The organism is Planctomonas sp. JC2975 (assembly GCF_012985205.1).
In the GTDB taxonomy this organism is placed as follows: Bacteria; Actinomycetota; Actinomycetes; order Actinomycetales; family Microbacteriaceae; genus Humibacter.
Genome location: NZ_JABEKS010000003.1, coordinates 340,535 through 364,466 on the forward strand (window position 1 = coordinate 340,535; position 23,932 = coordinate 364,466).

Sequence of the window (23,932 nt, forward strand, 5' to 3'; positions counted from 1 at the left end):
TGGATGATTCGGCCGCTCGCGCGGCGCGCTCCATGGCACGGAGGACGCCACGGCCGCGCACGTCAGGATGCGCCATCGTCTCTACCTCTCTGTAGGAGCTGCGCGTCGACCCACGTGCTGGGCCGACTGCCTAAGACCGGTTACAGTTGTGAGGAGGAACCTCCTAAAACCGGTCTCAGGTGGAGACCATAAGACCCGCCTCCGGAGGCTGTCAAGCGGAGGCGCGAGATGTCGGAGCATCGGATCGACGGCCGCGACCGTATGGTGATGCGGGAGATGCGGCTCTCGGTCGAGCACCGAGCGCCGGATTCGTACTGGGGAGCAGGAATGAGTGCAGGGCAGGCATCAGAGGCCGTCGTCATCCCACGGGGTGCCAAGCGGACGACGATCTCCGACGTCGCCAGGGAGGCCGGCGTCTCGAAGGGCACGGTCTCTCGAGTGCTCAACGGGAAGAACTGGGTGGCCGACCCGACTCGGGAAGCCGTGCTGGCCGCGATGGACCGAACGGGATTCGTCGCCAATTCCAGCGCCCGTTCGCTGGCCCTGCGCCGCACCGGCAGCCTCGCGCTGGTACTGGGTGCACCGGCGACCGAGCTGTTCACCGACCCGAACTACGCACTGTTCCTCCAGGTCATCACCGATGAGCTCGCCAGCTTCGACTATTCGCTGGTGTTCATGACCGGCGCGACGAGCGCGGCGAGGACCCGGCTCATCCGGTTCCTCGAAGGCGGGCACGTCGACGGGATGATCTACCTCTCCACCACCGAACCGCGTGCGGACGAATTCATCCAGCTGCTCGAGTCGCACCCGATCCCGGTCATCATGGCCGGGCATCCGTTCCCCGATTCGGATCCGCTGCCGTTCGTGGCCGCTGACGAGGACGAAGGCGGAAAGGTCTTGGGCGCGCACTTCCTCGAGCGCGGATACCGTCGGGTCGGCGTCATCACGACTCACCTGGAGACCTTGGGCTCGAAGCTCCGGCTGCGCGCCTTCACCGACATCGTCGGCGATGTGGTGAGCAAAGACCTGATCGTCGAGGCGAGCGACTACACCGTGAAGGCGGGTGCTGCCGCGATGCGCACGCTGATGGACCGGACGGATCGCCCCGACGCCGTGTACGCCGTATCCGATGTGCTCGCTGCCGGTGCGATCGAGGTGGCCGAGGAGCTCGGGCTTCGTGTGCCCGACGATGTCGCCGTGGCCGGATTCGACGACTCAACGACCGGTCGCACGGTCGTGCCTCCGCTGACGACGGTGCGACAGGACATCTCCGCCATCGCCCGCGAACTGGTCACGCAGGTTCTCGGCGCCGTCGACGGTCGCCCGATCCAGTCGCAGCGGATGCCCGTCACTCTTGTGGTTCGGGAGTCGGCTTAGCCGGCGGAGCCTCGTCCAGGTGCCGCGTCTTCGGTGCTGTTGCCCCCGCGTCGCCGCGTCGCGTTACAGGGCCGCGCAGGCGCCGAGGCCGTCACCGGCGCCTTCCGGCTCCTTCCGCAGTGAAGCCCGCCTCGAGCGCGAACTCGCCGGTGACGCTTCCGCGCCCTGCGACCACGACCGGACCGAGCTGGTCGTCTTCCGGCCAGTAGGCCCGCGACGCCGGCTCGAGCGCGATGGTGTTCACGGAGCGCCACCACGGGAATCCGTCGGTCGCATGGTGCTCCTGCCAGAGGTGCAGGTGCGGCATCAGGTCCGTGTCCCACCTCAAACGCACGAAGGCGCCCGTGTCCGGATCGATGATCTCGGCGTCGCCTGGGCCGGAGACCTCCAGCGAGCGGAATCCGCCGACCCCGCCCTCGTCTCGCGGGAACTGCACGCCCGCATCCTCACCGGCGACGATCACGCGCGAACGCGGTCCGACGACGGCCGGTCCGAGCGCCGGATGCTCCGTCCACGTGAACGAAACCGCGTCGGGCGACAGGTTGGTCACCGTCTGCGTCACGCGCACGGTTCCTCCGTCGATCCGCACGCTCCGCCGCACGCGCAGCGGCACCGTGCGCAGCACGACCTCGTGCGTGCACGACGACGGTCCGGCATCCACGAGACGCCAGATGCGCCATGATGCCTCTCCGTGGAACGGATGCTCCACCCCGCCCACCGAGCGTTCGTCGCCCGAGTGCGGCACGAGGGTGTGCCATCCACCCGGGTACCTGCGATGCCATTCCGTGCTGGATCCCTGCGACAACGGAACGGGATCCCACACCTCGTCCGCCCACGGCGTGACGAGCAAGAACTCGGTGGACGTGAGGCAGTCGACGATGGAGGCGATGCGTGCACCACGAGGGTCGACGCGCACGGAGAGCGCATCGGATCCGATGGTCAGGTGTTCCTGTTCAGGTGCATCCGCCGGCGCAGTCGCGGGGGCGGTGTGATTCATAGAGCCATCGACCCCTGCATGCGGCCCATCCGCGGGGCGAACGTGTTGTGGAAAATGGAGGATGCCGCGCCGAGAGCGCCGGCCTCGCCCTGGAGCACGGAGCGCTCGACGCGCACCTTCCGCGCGGAGTGAGCCGTGGGGACGGCGTTGACCTCCCGCGAGATCTCGGAAACGACCAGCTCCTGAAGCTCGGGCTCGAACACCGGACCGCCGATGACCATGAGCGGCAGGTCGAGCAGGTCGATGAGGGCCACAGCGCCCTGGGCGATCACGGATGCGATCTGCTCGGCGGCCGCCACAGCGTGCGCCTCCCCCTTGCCCACCTCTTCGCACAGCTCCCGATAGGTGGTCGCCGGGCCTGCGTATCCGAGCTCCTTCGCGATCTCCGGAAGCGCCGCAGTCGGGTTGCACTCTCGAACCAGCACGGGACGTCCGTCGTCGTCGGTGCGCCCGACGCGGATGGCGCACAGCTGCCCGAACTCGCCGGCGTTGGAGCTGATCCCGCGATACACATCACCGTTCAGCACGAGGCCGGATCCGATTCCGGTTCCGAAGTACAGGAACACGAAATCGCCCGAGCGCTTCGTGCGGCCGACCCAGCGCTCGCCCACCGCCGCGGCCTCGCCGTCCTTCTGCACGATCACCGGGCATCCGAGCCGCGCTTCGAGCATGTCGCGGAGCGGAACGTTGCGCCAGGACCTTGAGAGCGGCAGCTCCAGCAGCGAGCCGTCCGGCGTGATCGGGCCAGGTGTCGCCACGCCGACGCCGAGGAACGACTCGGGCTCGATGCCCGAGGCATCCACCATGTCGTCGATGCTGTCGCCGATGAGGTCGACCAGCGCATTCGGCGAGACGTCGGCACCGAGGTCGACGACGCGTCGGTCGACCATCCCGCCGTCAAGGTCGGAGAGCACGAAGGTCAGCGATGTCGGGTCAGCGAGCACGCCCGCAGCGTGCGCGGCTTCCGCCCGCAGTCGGACGGTCGTGCGTGGCTTGCCCACCTGTTCGGTTCGCACCTGCTCGCCCTCCACGACGAGGCCGCGGTCGAGCAGCACCCTGAGGATGCGCGACACTGACTGTTGCGTCAGTCCAGTGCGCTCGGCAACCTCCGTACGGCTGATGACGCCGGCCTGGCGGATGGTCTCGATGATCGTGGCCTCGTTGAACGATCCGAGGTCGTACTGGTTCGCCCCGCTCTGAGCCCGCCGATCCGCCTTGCGCGGTCGCACCAGCGGCGACGTCGGGCGAGGCCCTGCTATGGGGCCCTCGGTCACGTGTGTCATGGGGCCTCCAGAGCGCCATCCGGTCGGCGCACCCCCGCCGCCCAGGCGTCGTGCCCCGAGAGTTCGGCCGGGTAACGGGCCGCCGCGCTCTCGTCGATGTCTATACCCCACCCCGGTGCATCGTTGGGCGTCAGCCAGCCGTCCTCGATACGAAGAGTACCCGGGAAGACCTCGTGCGTTGCCTCGTTGTAGACGTGGCCCTCCTGGATGCCGAACGCCGGCGATATGACATCGAGCGCCACGTTCGCGGCCGCGCCGATCGGCGAGGTGTCCCCTGGGCCGTGCCAGGCCGTGCGGATGCCGTTCGCCTCCGCCAGATCCGCGAGTTTGCGGCCCGCGGTGAGCCCTCCGATGTCGGAGACGTGGCTGCGGATGAGGTCGACGCCCTTGTTCTGGATGAGCCGCGCGGCATCCTGGAACGACGTGGTCAACTCGCCGACCGCGATCGGGATGGGGCTCGCCGCCCGAACCTCCGGGAGGCGGTCCCAGTGCTCGGGCGGCAGCACGTCCTCCAGGAAGAACAGGCGGTACGGCTCGAGCGCACGGGCGAGCCAGACCGCGTCCTTCGGCGTGAGCCTCGAGTGCACGTCGTGCAGCAGCTCGATGTTGTCGGGCAGACGATCGCGTGCGGCCTCGAAGAGCGCCGGCGTGCGCCGCAGGTAGTCGCGGGCGCTCCAGCCGTTGCGGTAGGGCGCATCCGGATACTCGGTCGGCATCGCCGGTGCGCCGTATCCGCCGCCGCCCGGGGTCGACACCTGCAGCCGCACGTAGCGCTGGCCGCGATCGATCAGGCGTTCTGCGCTGTCGAGGGCCTCATCGATCGTTCGGCCGTCTGCATGCAGGTAGGTGTCGGCCGCAGCGCGCACCTTGCCGCCCAGCAGTTCGTGCACCGGCATTCCGGCACGCTTGCCCGCGATGTCCCAGAGCGCCTGGTCCACACCGGAGATGGCGTTGTTCGTGACCGGGCCCCCGCGCCAGTATCCCGTGAACCCGATGAGACGCGTCAGATCTCCGATGTCACCCGGGTACCGCCCGATGAGCAGTCGCGCGACGTGATCGTCGATGAACGAGCGCACCGCCATCCAGCGCTGGGTGAAGGTGGCGCAGCCGAGGCCGTAGAGGCCGGGCTCGTTCGTGTCGATCCGCACGACGACGAGGGCGGTGCCCTCCGGCGCGGTGACGATCGCGCGAACGGAGGTGATGCGCAGATCCGTGCGGGGGCGCCAGGGGTTCTCGAAGGTGTTCATCGTCTCTTTCGTGTTCATGCCGTCAGCGGAATATCCGCCGGCAGGTCCCGCGTCTCCAGGTCGAGCAGGTGCTGCGCCCGGAATCCGATCAGGCGTTCCGCGTCCGTCAGGTCCATCGGCACCTCGCGTTCGACGAAGCGCTTGTGCCGAGGCACGTCGGGTGCGAGGGCGTCCAGAACGTCCTCCGTGCGATACGGGATGCTCGTTGTCGGGGCCGCGAGATAGAACGCGTTCGCGCCGCGGGCATCCGTTTCCAGACCGAGCTCGATCGCGCGCGCGGCGTCCCTCACATCGAGATACGCCCACGCCTCGGTGAGTCCGGGCCGTGGGTCCGCCGTCAGCTGCGCAGCAACGGCCGTCAGCGCAGCCATCGTGTTCACGTGCGGGAACCGCAGGGTCACGATGTCGACTCCCCACCGTCGATTGACCATGTGCGACGCGTTCTCGTCGTTCAGCTTCGACAGCGAGTACCAGTCGGAGACGTCGGCGGGGATGTCCGTGTCGAGCGGGAAGTACGGCGGGCGGGCATCCCGGTCGACGCCCTGCGGCAGGCCGTATCGGTTGATGCTGCCGGCGACGACGGCCCTGCGCACACCGCGCTGCGCCGCCTGCGTGAGCACGTTGAAGGTGGAGATGACGTTGGTCGCGTAGACGTCGTACGGCGAGCCGGCGTCGCGGTGTGGAAGGGCAGCAAGGTGCACGACCAGTTCGACATCGGCGAGCGCCGCCGCGACATCCCGCTCCGAGCGGGTGTCTCCGTGCACGACCCGATCCGCGCCGTCCACGGCCTGCCCCGGCTGGCACAGAGCGGTGACGAGGGCTCCCTGCTCCGCGAGGTGCCGGGTCGTCACGCTGCCGATGCGCCCAGCAGCTCCTGTCACCAGCACACGCCTGCCGTCGATCTGCGTCATCCCTTGAGTCCTCCTGCCGCACTGACCCCGCGCAGGAACTGCTTCTGGAAGATGACGAACAGCACCACGGGAATGATGATCGTCAGGAACACGGCGGCCATCTGCACCGCGAACGGCAGTGTCGTCCCGTTGCCGAAGTTGCCCAGCGTCACCGATACCGGCTGCAGACTCGGATTCGTCAGAACCAGCATCGGCCAGAGGTAGTCCTTCCACGACGCGATGATCGTGAGCAGCGTCACCACGCCGAGGATCGGCCGCGACAGCGGGATCACCACCGTCGTGAACACGCGGATGGCGCTCGCGCCATCGATCCGCGCCGCCTCGATGAGCTCGCGCGGGATCGAGTCGAAGAACCGCTTCAGCACAACCACATTGAAAGCACTCGCACCCGCCGGAAGCCATACCCCCCAGAAGGTGTTGAGCAGGCTGACATTCAGCACCGGCATGCTCAGGATCGTGAGATACAGCGGCACCAGGCTGATCACGCCGGGGAGGAAGAGCGTCGCGAGTATCGCTCCGGAGAGGATCGGGCTCCACTTCGGCCGCAGCACGCTGAGCAGGTAGGCGGCCGTCGCACTGACGAACAGCGTCGCGACGGTGCAGCCCACGGCGACGAGCACCGTGTTGCCGAGCGATGCCCCGATCTGCGCGCCGTTCCACGCCAGCGGCAGGTTCCCCCACTGCAGTGGCGTCGTCCAGATGCCCATCGGGTTGCTGATGATGGCCTGGCTGTTCGCGACGGATGCCCGAGCAGACCACGCGATCGGCCCCAGCCCGGCAACCAGCAGGCCGATGAACATCACGACCTGCAGGATCCACATGCTCGCGATCACGACCGGACGCTTGCGGTCGGCGGAGGAGATGGCCCCGCGCTCCTTGACCTCCTGCTGCCGCCGGCGGCGCCTGCGCGGCGCTTCCGCTTCGATCGTCTCCAGTTCGGCCGGCGCGATGACAATGCTCTGACCTGCTGCACTCATGACGGGCTCCAACGCTTGGTGATGAAGTGGTAGACGATCGAGAGCACGCACAGGAAGAGCGCGAGGATCACGCTGAGAGCCGTGGCCGCGCCGTAGTCGCCGTTGACGAACGCGTAGTTGTAGATCTTGAGCATGATCGTCTGCGTGGCGTTGTTCGGTCCGCCCCCTGTGAAGAGGAACGGCTCGGTGAACAGCTGGAACGTGCCGATCAGCTGCAGCAGCATCATGATGAAGATCACGCCCCGCAGCTGCGGGATCGTGATGTGCCACAGGCGCGACCAGATGCCTGCGCCGTCGATCTCGGCGGCCTCGTACAGCTCGGAGCTGATGCCGCCGATCGCCGCGATGTAGATGATCGCCGTCGCTCCGGCGCCTGCCCACGTCGTGTAGAGCACCAGGGACGGCATGGCCATGGCTTCGGAGTTCAGCCACGGATACGGTCCGAGCCCGATCCATCCGAGCATGCTGTTGAAGATGCCGTCGCTGGAGGGGTCGTAGAAGAACTTCCAGAGCAGGATGCCGGCCACCGGCGGCACGACGGCCGGCAGGTAGGCGAGCAGGTTGTACATCCATCCGAAGCGCCGCAGTTCGTTGACGAACACGGCGATCAGGATGGGCACCGGGAACCCGAACACCAGCCCGAGCAGGGCGTAGTACCCGGTGTTGAGCGCGGCCTGGGGCAGGCCGGGATCGGTGAGCACGTACGTGAAGTTGTTCAGCCCGACCCAGAGCGCTGGCCCGACGAGGTTCGTCTTCTCCACGCTCATGAGCACGCCGCGCACGACGGGACCCCAGCTGAAGTACAGGAAGATCAGCACCACCGGAATCGCGAAGAGCACGGCGGTCAGACCGCCGGAGCGGTACCACCGCACCACTCCGCGGCCGCGTTGCGGCTTCAGCCGCGGGACATCGACAAAGACAGTTCGAGACATTCGTTCGTCCGTAACCGTGCAGGTGGGCGGGCCGGTGCGACCGGGCCCGCCCACCCGCACTGGCTCAGCGCTGCTGCGCGAGCGTCCGGTTGATGGTCGTGGCGGCAGTCGAGACCAGCGACTTGATGTCGGCGTTCTGATCCGTCAGCACTTTCTGCACCACGGGATCGAGCGTTGCGTAGGTGTCCTGGGCGTCCGCGGGCTCAGGGACGAGCGGCAGCGTCGATGCGGTGTATCCCTTGAACTGGTCGAGGGGCACGTTGATCTGATCCTTGATCCAGCCCATGTACCGGTCGTAGACCTTCTGGGTCACCGGCGGCAGTCCCGGTGTTCCTACCGCGGAGCCGTCGGCTCCCGATGCCTTGGCGTTCGCGATGGCGAGATCCTTGTCGAAGTACTGCTGGAAGTTCATGAACTTCACCCACTTCGCCGCGGCGAGCAGCTGGTTCGGTGACGCCTTCGCGTTGAACATGGCGATCGTGCCGCCGGTGAGCGTTCCGTTGGTGCCGTTGGCCTGCGGCAGGGCACCCTCGCCGAAGTCGTCCGGGTTCATGCCGTAGAGGTGCACAGCCTGGTTGTAGATGTCCGGTGCCTGGAGCACCATGCCGATCTTGCCGGCGGAGAACGCCTTGCGGATGTCGTCCTGGTTGTACAGGAACTGGCTGCCCATCGAACCATCGGTCCAGCGCATGTCGTGCAGCGCCTGCAGGGCCTCCTCGGTCTGCGCACCCATGGTCGACTTCTTGCCGGCCTTGTCGGTGACGGTTCCGCCCATGCTGTAGGTCATGGTGGTGAGCATCCAGCCGCCCGTGTTATTGGTCGTCAACTGGGCGTAACCGGCGACGTTCGGCACCTTGTCGTGGATCGCCTTGGCATCCTGACGCACCTCGTCCCACGTCGTCGGCGGTTTGTTCGGGTCGAGACCCGCTTCGGTGAAGATCTTGCGGTTGTAGGCGATCCCGACCGAGAACAGGCCGTAAGGAATCGTGTAGACGTCGCCCTTGTCGTCCTGAACGTTCTTCAGAGCGAGCGGGTTGAGATCCTGCAGCAGACCGATCTGCTTCAGGTAGGGCGTCATGTTCGGCAGCTGCCCGTTGGCGATGAGCTGCTTGCTGTAGGTGAGCGACACGTTCATCGTGTCGGGCAGGGTGCCGCCGGCGAGCTTCGCCTGGAACGACTGCGCCTGCCAGTACTCCGTGGTCGGCTTGACCGTGATGTTCGGGTACATCTTCTCGAACTGGTCGACCTGCTTCAGGAAGTTGGCGCGGTCGGCCTTCTTGTCCGCCGTCGGCTCGTCGCCGACGGTGATGGTGACCTTCGCCTTGGGGTCGGCCTTGCTCTGGTCGGCGGCATTGCCGGTGCCCGAACTCGTGCATCCGGTCAGCGCCGCGATCGTGCTGATGGAGGCGATCAGCACAGCGACCTTGACTGCTCGTTTCTTCATTGAAACTCCTGGGTTGTGGGATTGGTGCGTTGCATGGTCCGCCGGGGATGGGTCGCGTTCCGGCGTTGTCCGAAAATATAAAACCAAGAGTGTTATTAAATCAAGGGCTTGTTTTCGGACGACGGATGACGACTGCCGACGCGCACGGAAGAGCCGGCCACCGATGACGCGGTGACCGGCTCTCGACAGGGGCGGATTACTGCTGGTTCCCCTGGTCGCCCTGGTCGCCCTGGTTCCCCTGGCTCCCCTGGTTCCCCTGGTCGCCGGAGCCGCCCTTGTCGGAGACGACGTAGTTCGCTCCTGCGACGATCGGGAACTGGATGGCCCCGGTCGTCTTGTCCACCGTGAACGGAACCGGCTTTCCCTTGCCGTCGACGCGCACGACGATCGACTTGGCGTTCCACTTCGTGTTCATCGCCGTGATGGTCGACATCGTCTTCCCGTCGGCAGCCGTGTAGGTGTAGGCGGCACCGCGCTGGGCGACCGGAAACACCTGTGCCGAGACGGAAGACGACACCGTCGTGGATTTCTCGCCCGTCGCCGTCGTGTGCACCAGGATGCCCGTCCCGCCCACGAAGGCCGGGACCTTCCCGAAGGGCTGCGCGTAGTCGTGAATGGTGGTCGGACCGGTGAACCGCTCCCCTGTCTCGATGTCCATCCACTGACCGGCTGGCAGATACACGTCACGAGCCATCGCCGTCCCGGTGTCGCTGCCGTATAACGGAGCCACGAGCAACGACGGACCCATCATCCACTCGTACTGCTTCGCGCTGTACGACACGAGGTCGTACGTGTTCGTGTCGGTCGGATAGGCGATCGGCAGCGGAGTCGCCGTGGACGGATACCCCGTTCGCCACGAGTCGACGGCGGCCGAATAGATGTACGGCTGGTACTCGGCGTGCCACTGGGCGGCCTTGACCGTTGCGGCCCGCAGGGACTCGTCGCTCATCCTCCACGGCTCGTTGCCGAAGGACATGGCGGGCGAGACGGCGGCCATCATCGCGTTGCGGGTGAGATACTTCTGCTTGTCGGCATTGGTCTCCAGGTCGCTCATCGGCCGTCCGCCGACGATGTCCGGATAGAAGTTCGCCTCGCCGCTCGCGGCGAACGCGAGGCCGTTGACGACGGTGCGGTCGCGATCCTTCGGACCCTGGTTGTAGTCGGTGTCGTTCTCGCGCAGGATCGACCCCGGCACCGAGTAGGCGCTGTTGCGCACCATGACCTGCTCGCCGGCCTTCACGAGCGCCTCGTCGATGGCGTTGACCAGGGCGTTGTCGGCGAAGTCGTTCGCCGTCGCGTCGAACATGTGGTCTTCCTTGAAGCCCTGCGCTCCCCACAGCTCCTCGTTCTGCACGAACCACTCGACCGCCGCCGGGTTGTCGGGATCGACGAGGTATACGCGTCCGCTCGGGAACGAGATGGTCGAGAACGTGCGGGGAGTGCCATCCGCATTCTTGATGAAGTAGCCCTTGTCGAGGCCCTCCTGCACCCACGGACCGTCCTTCGCCGGGTCGTACGTGCCGCCGGCGGACGGGAGCGCGGGGAACGACTGCCGCAGGCCGAGGATGAGGTTGATGCCCCGGTCGGAGAAGAACGCCTTGTAGGCATCCGGATCCGGATACTTCGATCCCCACATGCCGAAGCTCGACGTGGTGCCCTGCGCGTCGCCGACGTAAGGCCAGAAGCCGGATCCGGTGACGGCCCAGCTGATCGGATACCCCTCGTCGAGGTACTTCTGCACGGAGGCCTCGATGGTCTGCTGGTTCGTGTTGTATGCGAGCGCGCCGTACGACTCGTAGCCGACGCCGAAGAAGTTGTAGTCCGGCTTCGCATCCGGATATCCGGCGGCGTGCCGCGCGTTCGAGTACGCCTTGTAGACGGTGGCCATGTCGCCGAAGAAGTAGTCGAGGGAGGCCATCGACGTGCCCGTGACGCCGAGGAGCGTCGCCGAGTCGTCGATCTGCACGGCGAGGTGGCCGTTGTCGAACGCGACCTGCCCGAATCCGCGATCCGGGAAGACCGTGAAGTTCGAGACGAACCGCATGCTCGTCGTCGCCGACGAGGTCTGGGCGTAGAAGTCGAGGTTCTTGATGCCGTAGACGTTGAGGTCGCTGCTCGTGCCGCCCAGATCGCCGAGACCGTAGGCCGGGTTCATCCCGCCCGCGAGCTGTGCGCGGATGACGCTGGACTTTCCGTCATCGGGCGTGACGGAGAGCTTCGCGGTGTCGGCGTCGGCGGCGACGTGCACGGTGGCCGTCCGACCGTTGGAGAACAGCACGGAGAAGGTCACGCCCTTCGCATCGGCTCCCTTCACCGATGCCGACACTGCGCTGCACAACTCCGTGGAGTTCAAGCCGAGCACGAGCCCCGTCGTCTGGTTCGCGCCGGCGACCTGCTTGCCATTGCGCTCGAACGAGTAGCGGAATCCGTCACGGTCGACGTTCATCGCCCACTTCGTCGTCTCGACGCGGGCGGTTGAGCCTTCCTGCTTCAACGCGTAGCCGCCGAAGCGCTGCATGGATGTCTTGGCGGGCGCCGCCGGCGTGGTGACCGTGTCGCAGGCGGGCCCGGTCGGCGTCAGCCGCAGGGCGTCTGCCCGCGTGATCGCGCCGAGTGCCGTATTCGTCACGGCCTGACCGGTACTGGCCGTGACGGTGAAGGTGAAGGCCGACCCCGAATCGATCTGGGCTGTCCCGAGAGTCGTCCACCCGCCTCCGCCCTTGCTCTGATCGAAGTCCAGCGCTCCCCCGGTCTGGCCTGACCACGAGTAGCCGACGTGCCTGCCGTTGTCCGTCGAGCTCTGGTAGTAGACGGCGACGGTGTAGCGCCCCGTGGTGGGCACGCTCGTCGTCCAGGTCGCTGTGTCGCCTGCCGTGCGGCTATAGCGAGGCTGGATTCCGCCGTAGCTCGCATCCCGCGCGGTCGCCCACGTGCCGTTCTCCGTGTACCCGGTCGAATGCGTCGTGAGGAGTACGGCGTCGTCGGATGCCGCAGCGGCCGGTGCAGCCGAGACGGCTATCGCCGGCACTGCTGCCAGCACCCCAGCGATCAGGAGGGCGAGGCGCGTGCGCCCCCGCCCTCGCGATAGGCGTTTCTTCATGGTGCTCCTTACTCGTCGTTGCGTATGAGCGCTCTGCCCTGTGGTGCTCGGAGTGCGCGGGATCCGCGCGGTGAAGTCAGTAGCTGCGAAGGGAGACGATCCTGGCCTGCTGGGCGCCGTTCGTCGCGAGAATGCGCACCCGCATCGCGCGCGTGCTCACGGGCTCGATCGCATGCCGGCGGTGCCGGCGACGGTTGTCGCGCACGGTGACGACCTCACGCCATCCGTCGCCGTCGAGCACGTCGACGGCATAGTCGCGGGCGAGCTCAGGGAAGATCCGATCGGGCGTGCGGTGGTGGTGCAGGGTGTTCAGCTCGACGTCGACGTCGTCGTCGAACACGAGGTCGACGGTGTCGATCGTCTGCTGCGCATCCCAGTCGAGTCGAAGCCACTCCGCCTCTGCGAAGTCGCTGGGCTCGGAGACCCAGAGCTGCGGCCCGCCATACGGCCGTTGGTATCCGCCCACCGCCTTCTCCGGCGCGAAGGCCTCGGTCGGGGGGCTCAGGCGAATCCGGGCGCTCGTGCCGCGCAGCGGTCTGGCGGGCCAAGCGACGACGGGCTCCGCCGTCTCGACGGCGACGTTCGCGTCGCCGTCCGCGCCCGGCTTGTGCGGCAGCGCGAGCACCCCCGGCACCTGCGCGACCCGGGCGTGCACCTCGACGCCTTCCGCAGAGCCGAGCACCAGGACCAGGTTCTCGGGTCGTTCCGGCCGCCACTGCACGGGGATGCTCACCCACTGCGGCGCATCCGCTCCTGCAACGTCGACGGTGAGCTCGCGCTCGAGAACGACCGGGACCCAGTTCTGCGGCTTGCCGGTCGTCCAGAGCGACACATCGAGCGTCATGTCCCGGGGTACGCTGAGCAGCACGTCCGCCTCCTCGATCGCCGGGTCGACGGGGAGGACGAGTGCGAGATCGGCGTCCAGAGGGATCATGGCGCACTCGGCGTGCGGACTCACCGCATCCGGATCGACGTCTCGCAGCCTGCTTGATGCCGTCACCCGTGCCGTGCGTGCCTTGTCGAGCGGGTCGGTGTTCACGACACCGAACACCGAGGCGTCCTGCTTCAGCAGCAGCTGCCTGAGCTCGTCGGCGTGCGAGTCCGCGAGCCTGCGAGGGCTCACCCCGAGGTCGAGCGCGAGCGCTCCGGCCGTCCCGATGACCTCCCCGCCCACGGCGCACGTCGCCATGACGCGACTGGATCCGAATGCGACGTGCGAGGCTGAGATGTCCCGCCCCGCGAACATCAGGTTGGCGACGGTGCGGGAGTAGTAGCTGCGGAACGGGATGCCGTAGATGCCGTCCGAATAGCGCTGGTGCGCCCCGGCTTCCTTCGCGTACATGCCCTCGACCGGATGCAGGTCGATGGACCATCCCCCGAAGCCCACCGCGTCGGGGAACTCGGTCTGATCGAGGATGTCGTTCTGCGTGAGCACGTGGTCGCCGAGGAACCGGCGGTACTCGCGCTTGCCCGGCATCGATCCCACCCACTCGAGGTCGAGGGTGTCGGCATCGAACCTGCCCGAGTTCTTGATGTAGTCCCAGACGCCGAAGATGACCGAGCGCAGCTCGTCCCTGATCCGTTCGTTGTCCTGCACGATGTCGAGCTCGCCGCCCCACTCGATCCACCAGTAGTGCGCGCCGGTGTCGCCGCTTCGGATCACGCGCGACACAGGGATGGGTGTCTGCGTGATGTCCTTGGTGGACTCCGGCGGAACGAACTCGACCGGATGCCCGGCATCCTTCGTGTAGAAGAGCAGGGTGGATCCGAGGAACTCGCGGTCGGCCGACTCCGGCGCCCATTCCTCGCCGTACTCCTCGCGCGCCTCCCGGCCGAGCCGGTACTCGGCGCCCGCAAGGTGCCCGATCAGTCCGTCGCCCGTGCAGTCGAAGAAGAGCGGACTCACGAAAGTGGTCTCGATCTCAGAGCCCATGGTCCAGCCACGAGCGCTGACGATGACCGGATGCCCGTCCGCCTCGCCCATGACGATGTCGCGAACGTCGGTGTTCAGGAACAGCCGGATGTTCGGCTCGGCACGCACAGCGTCGAGCACGACCTCGTCCCAGTGGATGGGATTGCCGTCCGGGTTGCGGTACTGGTTCTCGACGTAGAGCTCACCGATCACGCCCGTCTCCCGCGCGAATCGCTGCACGCCGTGGGCTGTCGCTCCGACGACCCACACCCGCACCTCGGACGACGAGTTGCCGCCGAGAACCGGACGGTTCCCGACGAGCGCGACTGACTTGCCGAGGCGCGCGGCACTGATCGCCGCGCTGACACCCGCCAATCCGCCGCCGATGATGGTGATGTCGTGCTCTACGGTCTGCTGGTACATGACTTCCTGATCGAGGATCGCGATGGGATGCGGCAGCCGGCCGTCCGGCGCCGCCTGCTGAGACGAGGCGGTCGGGTGGTGCCGCACCGACGTGACGCGACACCACCCCGCTGCACGGACTACGCCGACATGAGCTGCTGCACCGCCTGACCGGCCTGCTTCATGGCATCCTTCGGCGATGCACTACCGATGAGGACGGCCTGAACCTGGTTGGCGATCTCGGTCTCCATCTGCGCGTATTGCGGGAACTTCCAGAGCGGCTCGGCTGCCGCGTTGACCGTGACCCGCTTCGAGAAGTCGCTGATGAACGTGTCCTTCTCGATCTCGCTCGAGCCCAGGGCCGCCTTCGTGGTCGGCGGAAGGCCGAGCTTCGAGAAGTAGTCGAGCGTCTGCGTCGTGTCACTGGTCAGCCACTGCGCGAACTGCCCGGCCGTGTCTGCGCCGTCACCGTCCACAACAGTGACCAGGTGACCCCACAGCACCTCGACAGGGGTGTCGCCCTTTGTCAGCACCGGCCGTGCCATGGAGGACATCTTGTCGGCGAGGTTCTTGTCGGGAGACGACGCGACGACACCCGCCTTGCCGACGGGAGCATCGTCGTAGATCGCCGTCTTGCCCTGGGCGAAGAGCGTGCGCGCAGCCGCACGGTCGACGTCCGGCGCGATGAGCCCGTCGTCGTAGAGCTTCTTGTACCAGGTGACGGCCTTCACGGATGCCGCGTCGCCGATCGTGCACTTCTTGCCGTCGATGAGGGGCGAGCCGAAGGTCTGCATCCACACGAGGATGTCCTTCAGCTGGGCAGCCTTCGTCGAGGCCGCATACGGAATGAGCCCGCCGCCGAGCGCCTTCAGCGACCGCAGCTGATCCTCGAAGGCGTCGATGGTCGTCGCCGGAGTGGTGATGCCCGCCTTCTGCAGCAGTTCGGAGTTGGTGATCAGCCCGATTGCCGCGATGGTCCACGGGAGGCCGATCTGCTTTCCGTCGACCTGGCCAGCCTTGAGCGCGGCCTCGGTGTAGCCGCGGCCGGTCGCGAGGCCCGACAGGTCGCGCAGCTTGCCGAGTGCCGCGAATCCGGACGCCCAAGCGACGTCGAGCTGAGCCGCACCGGCGAACTGTCCCCCGCGCACCTGCAGGGTGAGCTGGTTCAGGTAGTCGTTGTAGTCGTAGCTCGGCGTCTTGACGGTGACGCCCTTCTTCTGGCCGAACGAATCGACCGCGGCGCCGAGGGTCGGCTTCGTCGCCGCCTCCGACATCCCCCACGATGCGAACGAGAAGTCGGTCGCCTTGCCTGCGGTCGGCGAGCGGCCGGCGGAGGCGCCGTTGCCGTCCGAGCTGCAGCCCGCCACCGTTCCCGCGATCGCCAGGCCGCCGAGACCGACGGCGGCGAAGCGGAAGACGTCACGTCTGCTGATGTCCTTGGTCATGATTCTCCTTCGAATGGAATGTGTGGTGCTGGTGTTTCTCTGGTGGTCCTGCGAGGCCGGGATGCGCCTCGAGACGGGCTTCAGCCCTTGACGGCGCCGGCGGTGACGCCGCCGACGAGGAAGCGCTGCAGTGCGATGAACGCGACGCTGACTGGCACGGAGACGAGGAGGGACGCCGCCATCAGCGCGGGCCATGCGGTGCTCGACTCGGTGATGAACATGTTCACGAGCCCGGGCGGGAGCGTCTGCTTGTCCGGTCCTGCCAACGTCAGCGCGAACATGAAGTCGTTCCAGCCGCGCACGAAGGCGAAGAGCCCTGCTGCCACGAGCCCTGGCGCGGCGAGCGGCAGGATCACGGAGTGGAACGTGCGCCACGGGCCGGCCCCGTCGATCTTCGCCGCCTCGATCAGGTCGTCAGGCAGGGCGTCGAAGAATCCCTTCAGCATCCACACGCAGAGCGGAAGCGTGAACGTCGTGAACGACAGGATGAGCGCGAAGTACGTGTTGAGCAGGTGGAACTGCGCGAACACCACGTACAGCGTCACCAGCAGCAGCGCCTGAGGGAACATCTGGCTGGAGAGCACGAAGTACATCAGCGACTTGCGGCCGCGGAATCGGAACTTCGAGAACGCGTAGCCCATGTACATGGAGATGGCCACAGACAGCACCGCGGTGATGACGGAGACGATCACGCTGTTCTGCAGGTACCGGAAGATCGCCGGCGTTCGGAAGATCGTGGCGAAGTTGTCGAACGTGATCTGCGTGGGGAACAGCCGGGGCGGATAACTGAATGCCTGCGTGTTCGGCGTCAGCGAGGTGACGACCAGCCAGTACAGCGGAAGGAACGCGAAGAGCACGAGCACGGCCAGCGCGATCCAGGTCCCCCAGCGCGGGCGACGCCGGCTGCGGGTGCGTGTCTTCCCGGCCGAGTGCGCGGTCTCCACGCCCGTCGCCTCCACGTCGAGCGCCGTCATCGTGCCTTCTCCTTCTTCTCGCCGCGCTCGCTGAACGTCACGTAGACGACGACCAGCACCATCAGAAGCACCATCCACAGCAGGCCGAGAGCACCGGCGTGGCCGAGGTCGTATCCCTTGAACGCGGTGTCGTACACCTGGGTCGCGAAGGTCTGGGTCGTGCCGGCTGGCCCGCCGCCGGTGAGCACGAAGATCGTGTCGAAGTGCTGGAAGTTCCAGATCAACTCGAGCAGCACGACAAGACCGGCGACGCCGCTGATGTGCGGCCAGGTCACGGTGAAGAACCGGCGGATCGTCCCCGCGCCGTCCATGGCGGCTGCCTCGTGCAGCTCGCCGGGAACCGTCTGGAGGCCGGCCAGGATCATGACCATCATCCAGGGGAACGAGTTCCACGACTTGGCGATGATCAGGGCACCGCGCGCCGTCCCCGTGTTGAACAACCAGGCGATCGGATGGTCGATGATGTGCAGCTCCTGGAGCACGCCATTCAGCACGCCGTAGTTGGCGTCGAAGATCCACATCCACAGGAACGAGACCACGACACCGGGGACGAGCCACGGGATGAGGAACGCGCCGCGCAAGACGGTGCGTCCGCGGAATCGTTGGTTGAGCACCAGCGCCAATGCCATCCCCAGCAGGAACGACAGCACCGTCGATCCGACGGTGAAGATCAGCGTCTGACTGAACAGCTGGCCGAAGTCGTCCTTCAGCACGTCCATGATGTTCGCGAAGCCGACGAACGTCGTCCCTGGGTAGAGCAGGCTCTCCTTGAAAAAGGCCGAGATCAGCGACCGCACGAGCGGGTAGAGCACCACCGCGAGCAGGAGCACGAGCCCTGGCAGGAGCAAGAGGAAGACGAAGCTCTTCTCGCCGAGCCGTTTCCCGCGTCCGCCGTCCTGTTCGGTTGGCGGTCGCGTCGGCTGCGTTCGCGGCCTCAGGTCGGTCGTCGTCATGGGGCTCCTCATACGCCGTCGTGTGCTGCGGGCCAACGTACCATCAAGCAGGCATGGATTACCACTCACTGGTAATCACGCATCAATGAGCGGCATTGAATGCCCCCTTAGTGACCACACGGCGGCGATGGGCGGGTATCCTGTGTATCGGTGCACGGCGTGGATGCCGTCCGGAAGTCGGCGAAAGCGAGCAGCGGTGAGCACGGAGATACACCAGAGCATTCAGCGTGCGGCGTCGGTGCTCGACGCCCTCGGGGCATCGGAAACCGGCCAGCTGCGGGCATCCGACATCGGCCGCACCATCGGCCTCGGCCCGTCGACCACCGCCCGTCTGCTCACCACGCTGGAGGAGCTCGGCTACGTGCGGAAGGAGCCGGACGGACAGCTGTATTCGATCGGAACGGCGATCTTCGCGCTCGCCACGCACGGGCTGAACCAGATACCTGTGCACCGTGAATCACGCGCCGCAGCGCAGGAGCTCGCCCAGAAAGTCGGACTCAGCGTCAACGTCGGCGTACGCGACGGCATCTCCGTGATGTACCTCTGCCACTTCGAGGGCGCCAAGGCGTCCAAATCACACACGATGGTCGGCCTTCGCCAGCCGCTGCACGCTTCTGCACTCGGCAAGTGCCTCCTGCTCGACCTCTCCGAAGACGAGCGCATCGACCTCCTCGGCACTGAACTGCCGCGCTACACGGCCAACACCATCACCGATCACGGCGCTCTGACCAAGGAGCTCGCCCGCTCGGCCGATCGAGGAACGTGCATCGAGGACCAGGAGCTCGCACTCGGAAGGCTGTGCATCGCGGCTCCGATCCGCAACGCCAGCGGCAGAGTGGTCGCCGCCCTCTCCATCTCCGGTCGCATGACGGTGATGCGCGACAGCGACCTGGATTCGCTCTCCGAGGAAGCCATCGAGACCGCCGACCGCATCAGCGTGGGTCTGGGACTCATCTCGGCCATTCCCGCCTGAGGCGGCACCGCGGTCGTCGACGGCACCCGCGGCCGAAGCGCCGCGATGATTCAATGACTCAGATGCACAGCGCGAGATACCTGTCGGCGGCGGTTCCGTTGCGCCTTGCGAGCGCGGGGACAGCGGCTGCGCTTCCCGTCCTCGCCGTGCAGGAGGTGCACAGCATCGCCGTCGGCGGCGGATTGGTGGCGGCGTCACTGGCACCCAGCGTGCTCGCTGCCCCGATCGCCGGCGTCCTGCTCGACCGCAGCCGCCACCCCGGCCGGCTGATGGTGCTGTCGGGAGTCGTCACCGCCGTCGCGTTCGCTCTCGCTGCCTTCCTCGGGCAGATCCCGACCCCTGTCGTGGTCCTCGTCCTCATCGTCGCCGGCGCCGTCACGCCCTTTTTCATGGGCGGGATGTCGAGCTTCGTGACCGATGCCGTCCCCGGCCCCGCCGAGCGCGCATTCGGCGCCGACGCACTCGCCTACAACATCGGCAGCGTCGCGGGCCCGGCCATCGCCGCAGCGGCGATCACACTCGGATCCGGTCGGATCTCGATGTTCGTCCTGGCGGCGATCGCGGCCGTCGGCACGATCGCCTGCCTTCTGTTGAAGCTGCCGCCGCATCCCGAGCATTCGGATCGACCCAGCATCCTCCGCGAGATCGCGCGGGGATCCCGCTTCATCGTCACGCACCGTCCCCTGGCCGCCGTGACGGCTTCCGGCACACTCAACCAGCTCGGCCAGGGTGCGCTGCCGATCGCTGCGATCGGGGTCGCAATGGCGACGACACAGCACGAGAGCGACGCGGCCTGGATCGTCACCTCGTTCGCGATCGGCGCCCTGCTCGGCTCGCTCGCAGTGACGGTTCGACCGATCCGGCGCATCCCGGCCGCAGTCGTCATGGCTGCGGCGGCCGTCGTGACAGGACTCCTGACGATCGCCGCAGCCCTCGTGCCAGGGCTGCCAGGAGCGATCGTCCTCATCGGGCTCTCGGGTATCGCCACCGGACCGGGGGTCGCCGCCATGCTCCTGCTGCGAACCCGGCACAGCCCTCGCCCACTGCGCTCGCAGGTCTTCACCGTCGCTGCCGGGCTGCGCGCGACCGCCGCGGCCGTAGGTGCCGGTCTTGCCGGTCTGCTTCCGGGCGGCACCGCTGGGACGCTCCTGGCCCTGATCGGGGTCACCTGGATCGCGTCAGCCGTGATCCTCGCCGCGTACCCTCGCCACCCGGCGCCCGTCGACGACAGCACGACATCCGCGACCCGTCCTGGCAAGTGACATCGCCGGCGCGATAGGAAACGAGCGGTCGCTCCGCGGCCGTGCACCGGGGGTCGTCCGACATGCGGCCAGACTGTCGCTATGGCTTCCCCGGAGATACCGCTCGATGGAGGCAACGCCTCGTCCTTCGTCGTCCGGAGGGGTGACACCGTCCGCAAGCCATGGGCGACATCGACGAACAGCGTCCAGCGCTTGCTGGAGCATCTGCGCGCGCGGGTCGGCGACCTCGTTCCTGAGCCTCTCGGTAAGGACGATCACGGGCGGCAGGTTCTCGAGTTCGTCCCCGGCATCGAGGCGATAGACGAATTGCCGCTCGACGCGGCCGACCTGGAACGGGTCGGCGCGAGCATCCGCGCGCTCCACGAGGCGGCCGCGTCCTTTCCGCGGAACGAGACCGACGCGTGGACGACGGCGATGCGGCGCCCCGGCGACGAACTGATCTGCCACAACGATCTCGCGCCGTGGAATCTGATCCGAAGCCCTGAGCGTTGGACGTTCATCGACTGGGACGGCGCAGGACCGACGACCAGGATCGCGGACCTCGCGTACGCGGCACGGGCGTTCGCACAGCTCGATCACGATCACGAGTTGCCCGATTCGCTCGCGCTGCTCCGGACGTTCCTCGACGGATACGCGGCTTCGGCGGACGATCGCGACGCGTTGGCGCCGGCGATGATCGAACGCGCCGAAGCGATGCGCGACCTGCTCATCGGCAGCATCACCACCGGCGTCGAACCGTGGGCGAGCATGGCCGTCAGCGGACACGGCGACTACTGGATGCGGGCCGCTGCGCATCTCCGCGGTCACGCCGCGGAGATCCAGAACGGAATCCGTTGAAGAGCGGTCCCCAACGAACGAGATCCGCCGCGCGGAACCGTGGTTCCGTGCGACGGATCTCGTCGCGACTGCACGCAACTCCTGCTCGCTGCGCTCGCTCAGCGCGCCCGGCGCGGGCGGACTACGCCGTCTGCGCCTCGCGCTTGGGCAGGCGCCAGTTCGGGCGCACCCAGTGGCAGGTGTATCCCTCCGGGTACTTCTGCAGGTAGTCCTGGTGCTCCTCCTCGGCCTCCCAGAACTCGCCGGCGGGCTCGACCTCGGTGACGACCTTGCCCGGCCACAGACCGGAGGCATCGACATCCGCGATGGTGTCGCGCGCGACCTGCTCCTGCTCGGGCGTCGTGTAGAAGATGGCCGAACGGTAGCTGCGGCCGAGGTCGTTGCCCTGGCGGTTCTTGGTCGACGGGTCGTGGATCTGGAAGAAGAACTCCAGCAGCTCGCGGTAGCTGATCACATCCGGGTCGAAGACGATCTCCACCGACTCGGCGTGGTCGCCGTGGTGGCGGTACGTCGCGTTCGGCGTGTTCGGGTCGCCGGAGTATCCGGTGCGCGTCGAGATGACGCCCGGCTTCTGGCGCAGCAGCTCCTGGGCGCCCCAGAAACAACCGCCGGCGAGAATGGCTCGCTCAGTACTCATGACGTTCTTCTCCTACTTCTCGTTCTGTCCATTGTCGTCGCGGATGCCTGTGCCCGACACGGTCGCGTCATCCTGCGTTGCGAAGAGTGCCGCGAACTCGCCGTAGCCCTCGCGCTCGAGGTCCGATACCGGCACGAAGCGCAGCGCTGCCGAGTTGATGCAGTAGCGCATACCGCCCTGGTCGATCGGACCGTCGTCGAAGAGGTGACCGAGGTGGCTGTCTCCGTGCTTCGAGCGCACCTCCGTGCGCACCATGCCGAATGTACGATCCTGCTTCAGCACCACGTTCTCGGGGTCGATCGGGACGGTGAAGCTCGGCCATCCCGATCCGCTGTCGTACTTGTCGCTCGACGCGAACAGCGGCTCGCCCGAGACGATGTCGACGTAGAGCCCCGGCTCGTGGTTGTTCCAGAACTCTCCCGTGAACGCGCGCTCGGTGGCGCCGTGCTGGGTGACGTCGAACTGCTTGCGACTCAGCTGCGAGATCGCGGCTTCGTCCTTGCTGTAGTTGCCCATTGTGAACTCCTTACGAGAGGAAGAACACGGGATCGAGGGCCGAAGTTCCCGGCTGGACCCGTCTGCGCTGTGAGTTCGCTGTGATCCGTCGCCGCTGGTCGAGCTCGTCGAAACCCGCCGGAGGACGCGGGTTCCGCCGAGCTGAACCGGCGGTACGCAACGGTGTACAACCCGCGGCAGGCCGTATAGAACGGAACGCGGAACGCGAATCGAGGGGATCACATGGGAACGCTCATCTTGAGGGTCGTCGTCGGCCTGCTGTTCATCGGCCACGGGCTGCAGAAGCTCGCCGGCCTTTTCGGCGGCGGAGGCCTCGAACAGACCGAGAAGACGATGGATGCCCTCGGCATGCATCCCGCGAGGCTTCAGGCCCGGGCCGCCGGGCTCGCGGAGACGGCGGGAGGCGCCGCGCTGGCACTGGGCGTTGCGACGCCGTTCGCCTCTGCCGGACTCATCGCGACGATGATCACGGCGATCCGCAAGGTGCACGCGAGGAACGGGATCTGGAACTCGAACGGCGGCGTCGAGTTCAACGTCGTGATGATCGCGGCAGCGACCTTGCTCGCTGAGCGACCGGGCAAGGCATCCGTCGACGGGGCGTTCGGACGCTCCAAGTGGGGCACCGGCTGGGCGATCTTCGCGATCGTCGCGGGGGCGCTCGGATCCGTGCTCGCCATCCAGGCCGGCAAGCGGTTCGCGCCGCAGACTCCCGCCGACGACGAAGCCGCCGTCGAAGCGGACTCCGCTGTGGAGGAGACAGCGAGCACGGAGTCATCCGCGTCGTCCGATGCCGACAGCGACGCCGGATAGGCGGCGGATCAGCAGTAGCGGTTTCCGCCGCAGCGAGAGCCTTGCGCGATCCGGGTGCAGCAGGGGCGGCGTGAGCGGCTGAGACTCTGTGCGGACTCGCAGCCGGGTCGCGCCTGTCGCCGCCATCTCTCGGTCTGTCGGCCGGGAGACTTGCGGAATGTCGACCCATCGGCTTCGCCCGTCACCGCTCGTCTCCCTTCCACGCGGTGCCCTCGTGATCGCCCTCGTGCTGTGGGCCGCGACGTTCGCGCTCGGCTTCGCCGCGAAGGCGGCCAGCGGTTGGCTGACATCCCAGCTCGTCGTGGATCGCGCCCTCAACGACGCGCACTCGTCGCTGTTCGACGCCGTCGCCCGGGCGCTGGACCACCTCGACTCGGTCAGCGTGGTCGCGGTGTGCCTGGTGATCCTGGCCGTCCTCGTCGGGCTGTTCGTCTCGTGGGGTCGGGCGCTGGCTGCCGTCGTCATCGCCGGTGGCGGGTGGGTGCTGTGCCTCATCCCGAAGGCCGTCGTCGGCGAGACCCGTCCGCCGTTGGATGCAGTCGCCCACCTTCTGCACGTCTCGCCTGCGACCCTGAGTTATCCGAGCGGGCACACGGTCTTCGCCGTGACGCTGTCCGCCGCCGTCCTCATGGTCTGCCGCGGACTCTGGGCGCGGATCATCGTGCTCGTGGTGGGCATTCTGTTCGTCGCGGTGACCGCATGGTCGCGCCTCTACGTCGGCGCGCACTACCCCACCGACGTCCTGGGTGCCCTTCTCGCCGGAGCCGGCGGCGCACTGCTCGTCGCGTGGCTGTGGAATTTCGTGGTTCGTCGCATCCTCGCTCGTCGTAGCCCCTCGGACACCGCCCCGGCCGCCGACGCTGCCCGCGGTTGACGAGCACAATCGGTCGGATGACCCGCTCAAGTGTTGCCTGTCAGTGGACCGAACGGGCCCTGAACGGGG

The 23,932-nt window shown here is 67.2% G+C and carries 20 protein-coding genes; 6 read left to right on the forward strand and 14 right to left on the reverse strand.

Translation table 11 applies throughout. The features are described 5' to 3' along the window. Positions 1–327: 327 nt before the first annotated feature. The gene (locus HII28_RS17645) at positions 328–1,377 is read left to right on the forward strand and encodes a LacI family DNA-binding transcriptional regulator (RefSeq protein ID WP_170027144.1); all 1,050 of its coding nucleotides are present in this window, start codon (positions 328–330) and stop codon (positions 1,375–1,377) included. Positions 1,378–1,468: 91 nt separating this feature from the next. Here the strand turns inward: HII28_RS17645 and HII28_RS17650 are convergent, their stop codons facing one another. The 12 genes from HII28_RS17650 to HII28_RS17705 form a co-directional block, all read right to left on the reverse strand. Further along, the gene (locus tag HII28_RS17650; protein ID WP_170027145.1) at positions 1,469–2,374 is read right to left on the reverse strand and encodes a hypothetical protein; all 906 of its coding nucleotides are present in this window, start codon (positions 2,372–2,374) and stop codon (positions 1,469–1,471) included. Continuing rightward, positions 2,371–3,657, reverse strand: coding sequence for an ROK family protein (locus tag HII28_RS17655; RefSeq protein ID WP_170027146.1), 1,287 nt, complete (start codon positions 3,655–3,657; stop codon positions 2,371–2,373). Before HII28_RS17655 ends, HII28_RS17650 begins: the two co-directional genes overlap by 4 nt. Continuing rightward, a complete protein-coding gene (locus HII28_RS17660; protein WP_240978342.1) occupies positions 3,654–4,922 on the reverse strand; it encodes an enolase C-terminal domain-like protein in 1,269 nt (422 codons plus the stop codon). The genes HII28_RS17655 and HII28_RS17660 overlap by 4 nt, the downstream gene beginning before the upstream one ends. Beyond that, entirely contained in the window at positions 4,919–5,815 is an 897-nt protein-coding gene (locus HII28_RS17665) for an NAD(P)-dependent oxidoreductase (protein WP_170027147.1), read from the reverse strand. The genes HII28_RS17660 and HII28_RS17665 overlap by 4 nt, the downstream gene beginning before the upstream one ends. Next, the gene (locus HII28_RS17670) at positions 5,812–6,792 is read right to left on the reverse strand and encodes a carbohydrate ABC transporter permease (RefSeq protein WP_170027148.1); all 981 of its coding nucleotides are present in this window, start codon (positions 6,790–6,792) and stop codon (positions 5,812–5,814) included. Before HII28_RS17670 ends, HII28_RS17665 begins: the two co-directional genes overlap by 4 nt. After that, positions 6,789–7,724, reverse strand: coding sequence for a sugar ABC transporter permease (locus HII28_RS17675; RefSeq protein WP_170027149.1), 936 nt, complete (start codon positions 7,722–7,724; stop codon positions 6,789–6,791). Before HII28_RS17675 ends, HII28_RS17670 begins: the two co-directional genes overlap by 4 nt. 64 nt (positions 7,725–7,788) lie before the next feature. After that, a complete protein-coding gene (locus HII28_RS17680) occupies positions 7,789–9,168 on the reverse strand; it encodes an extracellular solute-binding protein (RefSeq protein ID WP_170027150.1) in 1,380 nt (459 codons plus the stop codon). A gap of 196 nt (positions 9,169–9,364) precedes the next feature. Continuing rightward, positions 9,365–12,268 (reverse strand): TIM-barrel domain-containing protein, encoded by a 2,904-nt coding sequence (locus tag HII28_RS17685; protein ID WP_170027151.1) that lies wholly within the window; start codon positions 12,266–12,268, stop codon positions 9,365–9,367. Between the two features lie 76 nt (positions 12,269–12,344). Then, on the reverse strand, positions 12,345–14,690 hold the full coding sequence (locus HII28_RS17690) for an FAD-dependent oxidoreductase (RefSeq protein WP_346769396.1): 2,346 nt from the start codon (positions 14,688–14,690) through the stop codon (positions 12,345–12,347). A gap of 32 nt (positions 14,691–14,722) precedes the next feature. Further along, positions 14,723–16,027: an extracellular solute-binding protein gene (locus tag HII28_RS17695; protein ID WP_170027152.1), complete on the reverse strand. Its 1,305-nt coding sequence runs from the start codon at positions 16,025–16,027 to the stop codon at positions 14,723–14,725. An 80-nt stretch (positions 16,028–16,107) separates the two neighbouring features. After that, the gene (locus HII28_RS17700) at positions 16,108–17,001 is read right to left on the reverse strand and encodes a carbohydrate ABC transporter permease (protein ID WP_170027153.1); all 894 of its coding nucleotides are present in this window, start codon (positions 16,999–17,001) and stop codon (positions 16,108–16,110) included. Then, positions 16,998–17,954, reverse strand: coding sequence for a sugar ABC transporter permease (locus HII28_RS17705; protein WP_170027154.1), 957 nt, complete (start codon positions 17,952–17,954; stop codon positions 16,998–17,000). Before HII28_RS17705 ends, HII28_RS17700 begins: the two co-directional genes overlap by 4 nt. Before the next feature lie 196 nt (positions 17,955–18,150). On the opposite strand from HII28_RS17705, the gene HII28_RS17710 reads away from it, so the two are divergent. From HII28_RS17710 to HII28_RS17720, 3 genes are all read left to right on the forward strand, one after another. After that, positions 18,151–18,927, forward strand: coding sequence for an IclR family transcriptional regulator (locus tag HII28_RS17710; protein WP_205865038.1), 777 nt, complete (start codon positions 18,151–18,153; stop codon positions 18,925–18,927). A 62-nt stretch (positions 18,928–18,989) separates the two neighbouring features. Next, positions 18,990–20,189 carry an MFS transporter gene (locus HII28_RS17715; RefSeq protein WP_170027156.1) on the forward strand — a complete coding sequence of 400 codons (1,200 nt, stop codon included), beginning with the start codon at positions 18,990–18,992 and terminating at the stop codon, positions 20,187–20,189. Between the two features lie 81 nt (positions 20,190–20,270). Further along, positions 20,271–21,026, forward strand: coding sequence for a phosphotransferase (locus tag HII28_RS17720; RefSeq protein WP_170027157.1), 756 nt, complete (start codon positions 20,271–20,273; stop codon positions 21,024–21,026). 121 nt (positions 21,027–21,147) lie between these two features. On the opposite strand, the gene msrA is transcribed toward HII28_RS17720, so the two are convergent. Together msrA and msrB are read right to left on the reverse strand one after the other, a co-directional pair. Next, complete coding sequence (msrA, locus tag HII28_RS19945) at positions 21,148–21,663, reverse strand: peptide-methionine (S)-S-oxide reductase MsrA (protein ID WP_205865039.1); 516 nt, start codon at positions 21,661–21,663, stop codon at positions 21,148–21,150. Positions 21,664–21,675: 12 nt separating this feature from the next. Further along, on the reverse strand, positions 21,676–22,179 hold the full coding sequence (msrB, locus tag HII28_RS19950) for a peptide-methionine (R)-S-oxide reductase MsrB (protein ID WP_205865040.1): 504 nt from the start codon (positions 22,177–22,179) through the stop codon (positions 21,676–21,678). Between the two features lie 222 nt (positions 22,180–22,401). Between msrB and HII28_RS17730 the strand changes: the two genes are divergently transcribed. Next, complete coding sequence (locus HII28_RS17730; protein WP_170027158.1) at positions 22,402–22,989, forward strand: DoxX family protein; 588 nt, start codon at positions 22,402–22,404, stop codon at positions 22,987–22,989. A gap of 157 nt (positions 22,990–23,146) precedes the next feature. Further along, entirely contained in the window at positions 23,147–23,863 is a 717-nt protein-coding gene (locus tag HII28_RS17735; protein ID WP_170027159.1) for a phosphatase PAP2 family protein, read from the forward strand. Positions 23,864–23,932 lie beyond the last annotated feature (69 nt).

What these genes read in the sequence shown, in the direction of transcription:
- HII28_RS17645 (WP_170027144.1), top strand. Translation starts at nt 328, where the DNA reads ATGAGTGCAGGGCAGGCATCAGAGGCCGTCGTCATCCCACGGGGTGCC.
- HII28_RS17650 (WP_170027145.1), bottom strand. Translation starts at nt 2,374, where the DNA reads ATGAATCACACCGCCCCCGCGACTGCGCCGGCGGATGCACCTGAACAG.
- HII28_RS17655 (WP_170027146.1), bottom strand. Translation starts at nt 3,657, where the DNA reads ATGACACACGTGACCGAGGGCCCCATAGCAGGGCCTCGCCCGACGTCG.
- HII28_RS17660 (WP_240978342.1), bottom strand. Translation starts at nt 4,922, where the DNA reads ATGAACACGAAAGAGACGATGAACACCTTCGAGAACCCCTGGCGCCCC.
- HII28_RS17665 (WP_170027147.1), bottom strand. Translation starts at nt 5,815, where the DNA reads ATGACGCAGATCGACGGCAGGCGTGTGCTGGTGACAGGAGCTGCTGGG.
- HII28_RS17670 (WP_170027148.1), bottom strand. Translation starts at nt 6,792, where the DNA reads ATGAGTGCAGCAGGTCAGAGCATTGTCATCGCGCCGGCCGAACTGGAG.
- HII28_RS17675 (WP_170027149.1), bottom strand. Translation starts at nt 7,724, where the DNA reads ATGTCTCGAACTGTCTTTGTCGATGTCCCGCGGCTGAAGCCGCAACGC.
- HII28_RS17680 (WP_170027150.1), bottom strand. Translation starts at nt 9,168, where the DNA reads ATGAAGAAACGAGCAGTCAAGGTCGCTGTGCTGATCGCCTCCATCAGC.
- HII28_RS17685 (WP_170027151.1), bottom strand. Translation starts at nt 12,268, where the DNA reads ATGAAGAAACGCCTATCGCGAGGGCGGGGGCGCACGCGCCTCGCCCTC.
- HII28_RS17695 (WP_170027152.1), bottom strand. Translation starts at nt 16,027, where the DNA reads ATGACCAAGGACATCAGCAGACGTGACGTCTTCCGCTTCGCCGCCGTC.
- HII28_RS17700 (WP_170027153.1), bottom strand. Translation starts at nt 17,001, where the DNA reads ATGACGGCGCTCGACGTGGAGGCGACGGGCGTGGAGACCGCGCACTCG.
- HII28_RS17705 (WP_170027154.1), bottom strand. Translation starts at nt 17,954, where the DNA reads ATGACGACGACCGACCTGAGGCCGCGAACGCAGCCGACGCGACCGCCA.
- HII28_RS17715 (WP_170027156.1), top strand. Translation starts at nt 18,990, where the DNA reads ATGCACAGCGCGAGATACCTGTCGGCGGCGGTTCCGTTGCGCCTTGCG.
- HII28_RS17720 (WP_170027157.1), top strand. Translation starts at nt 20,271, where the DNA reads ATGGCTTCCCCGGAGATACCGCTCGATGGAGGCAACGCCTCGTCCTTC.
- msrA (WP_205865039.1), bottom strand. Translation starts at nt 21,663, where the DNA reads ATGAGTACTGAGCGAGCCATTCTCGCCGGCGGTTGTTTCTGGGGCGCC.
- msrB (WP_205865040.1), bottom strand. Translation starts at nt 22,179, where the DNA reads ATGGGCAACTACAGCAAGGACGAAGCCGCGATCTCGCAGCTGAGTCGC.
- HII28_RS17730 (WP_170027158.1), top strand. Translation starts at nt 22,402, where the DNA reads ATGGGAACGCTCATCTTGAGGGTCGTCGTCGGCCTGCTGTTCATCGGC.
- HII28_RS17735 (WP_170027159.1), top strand. Translation starts at nt 23,147, where the DNA reads ATGTCGACCCATCGGCTTCGCCCGTCACCGCTCGTCTCCCTTCCACGC.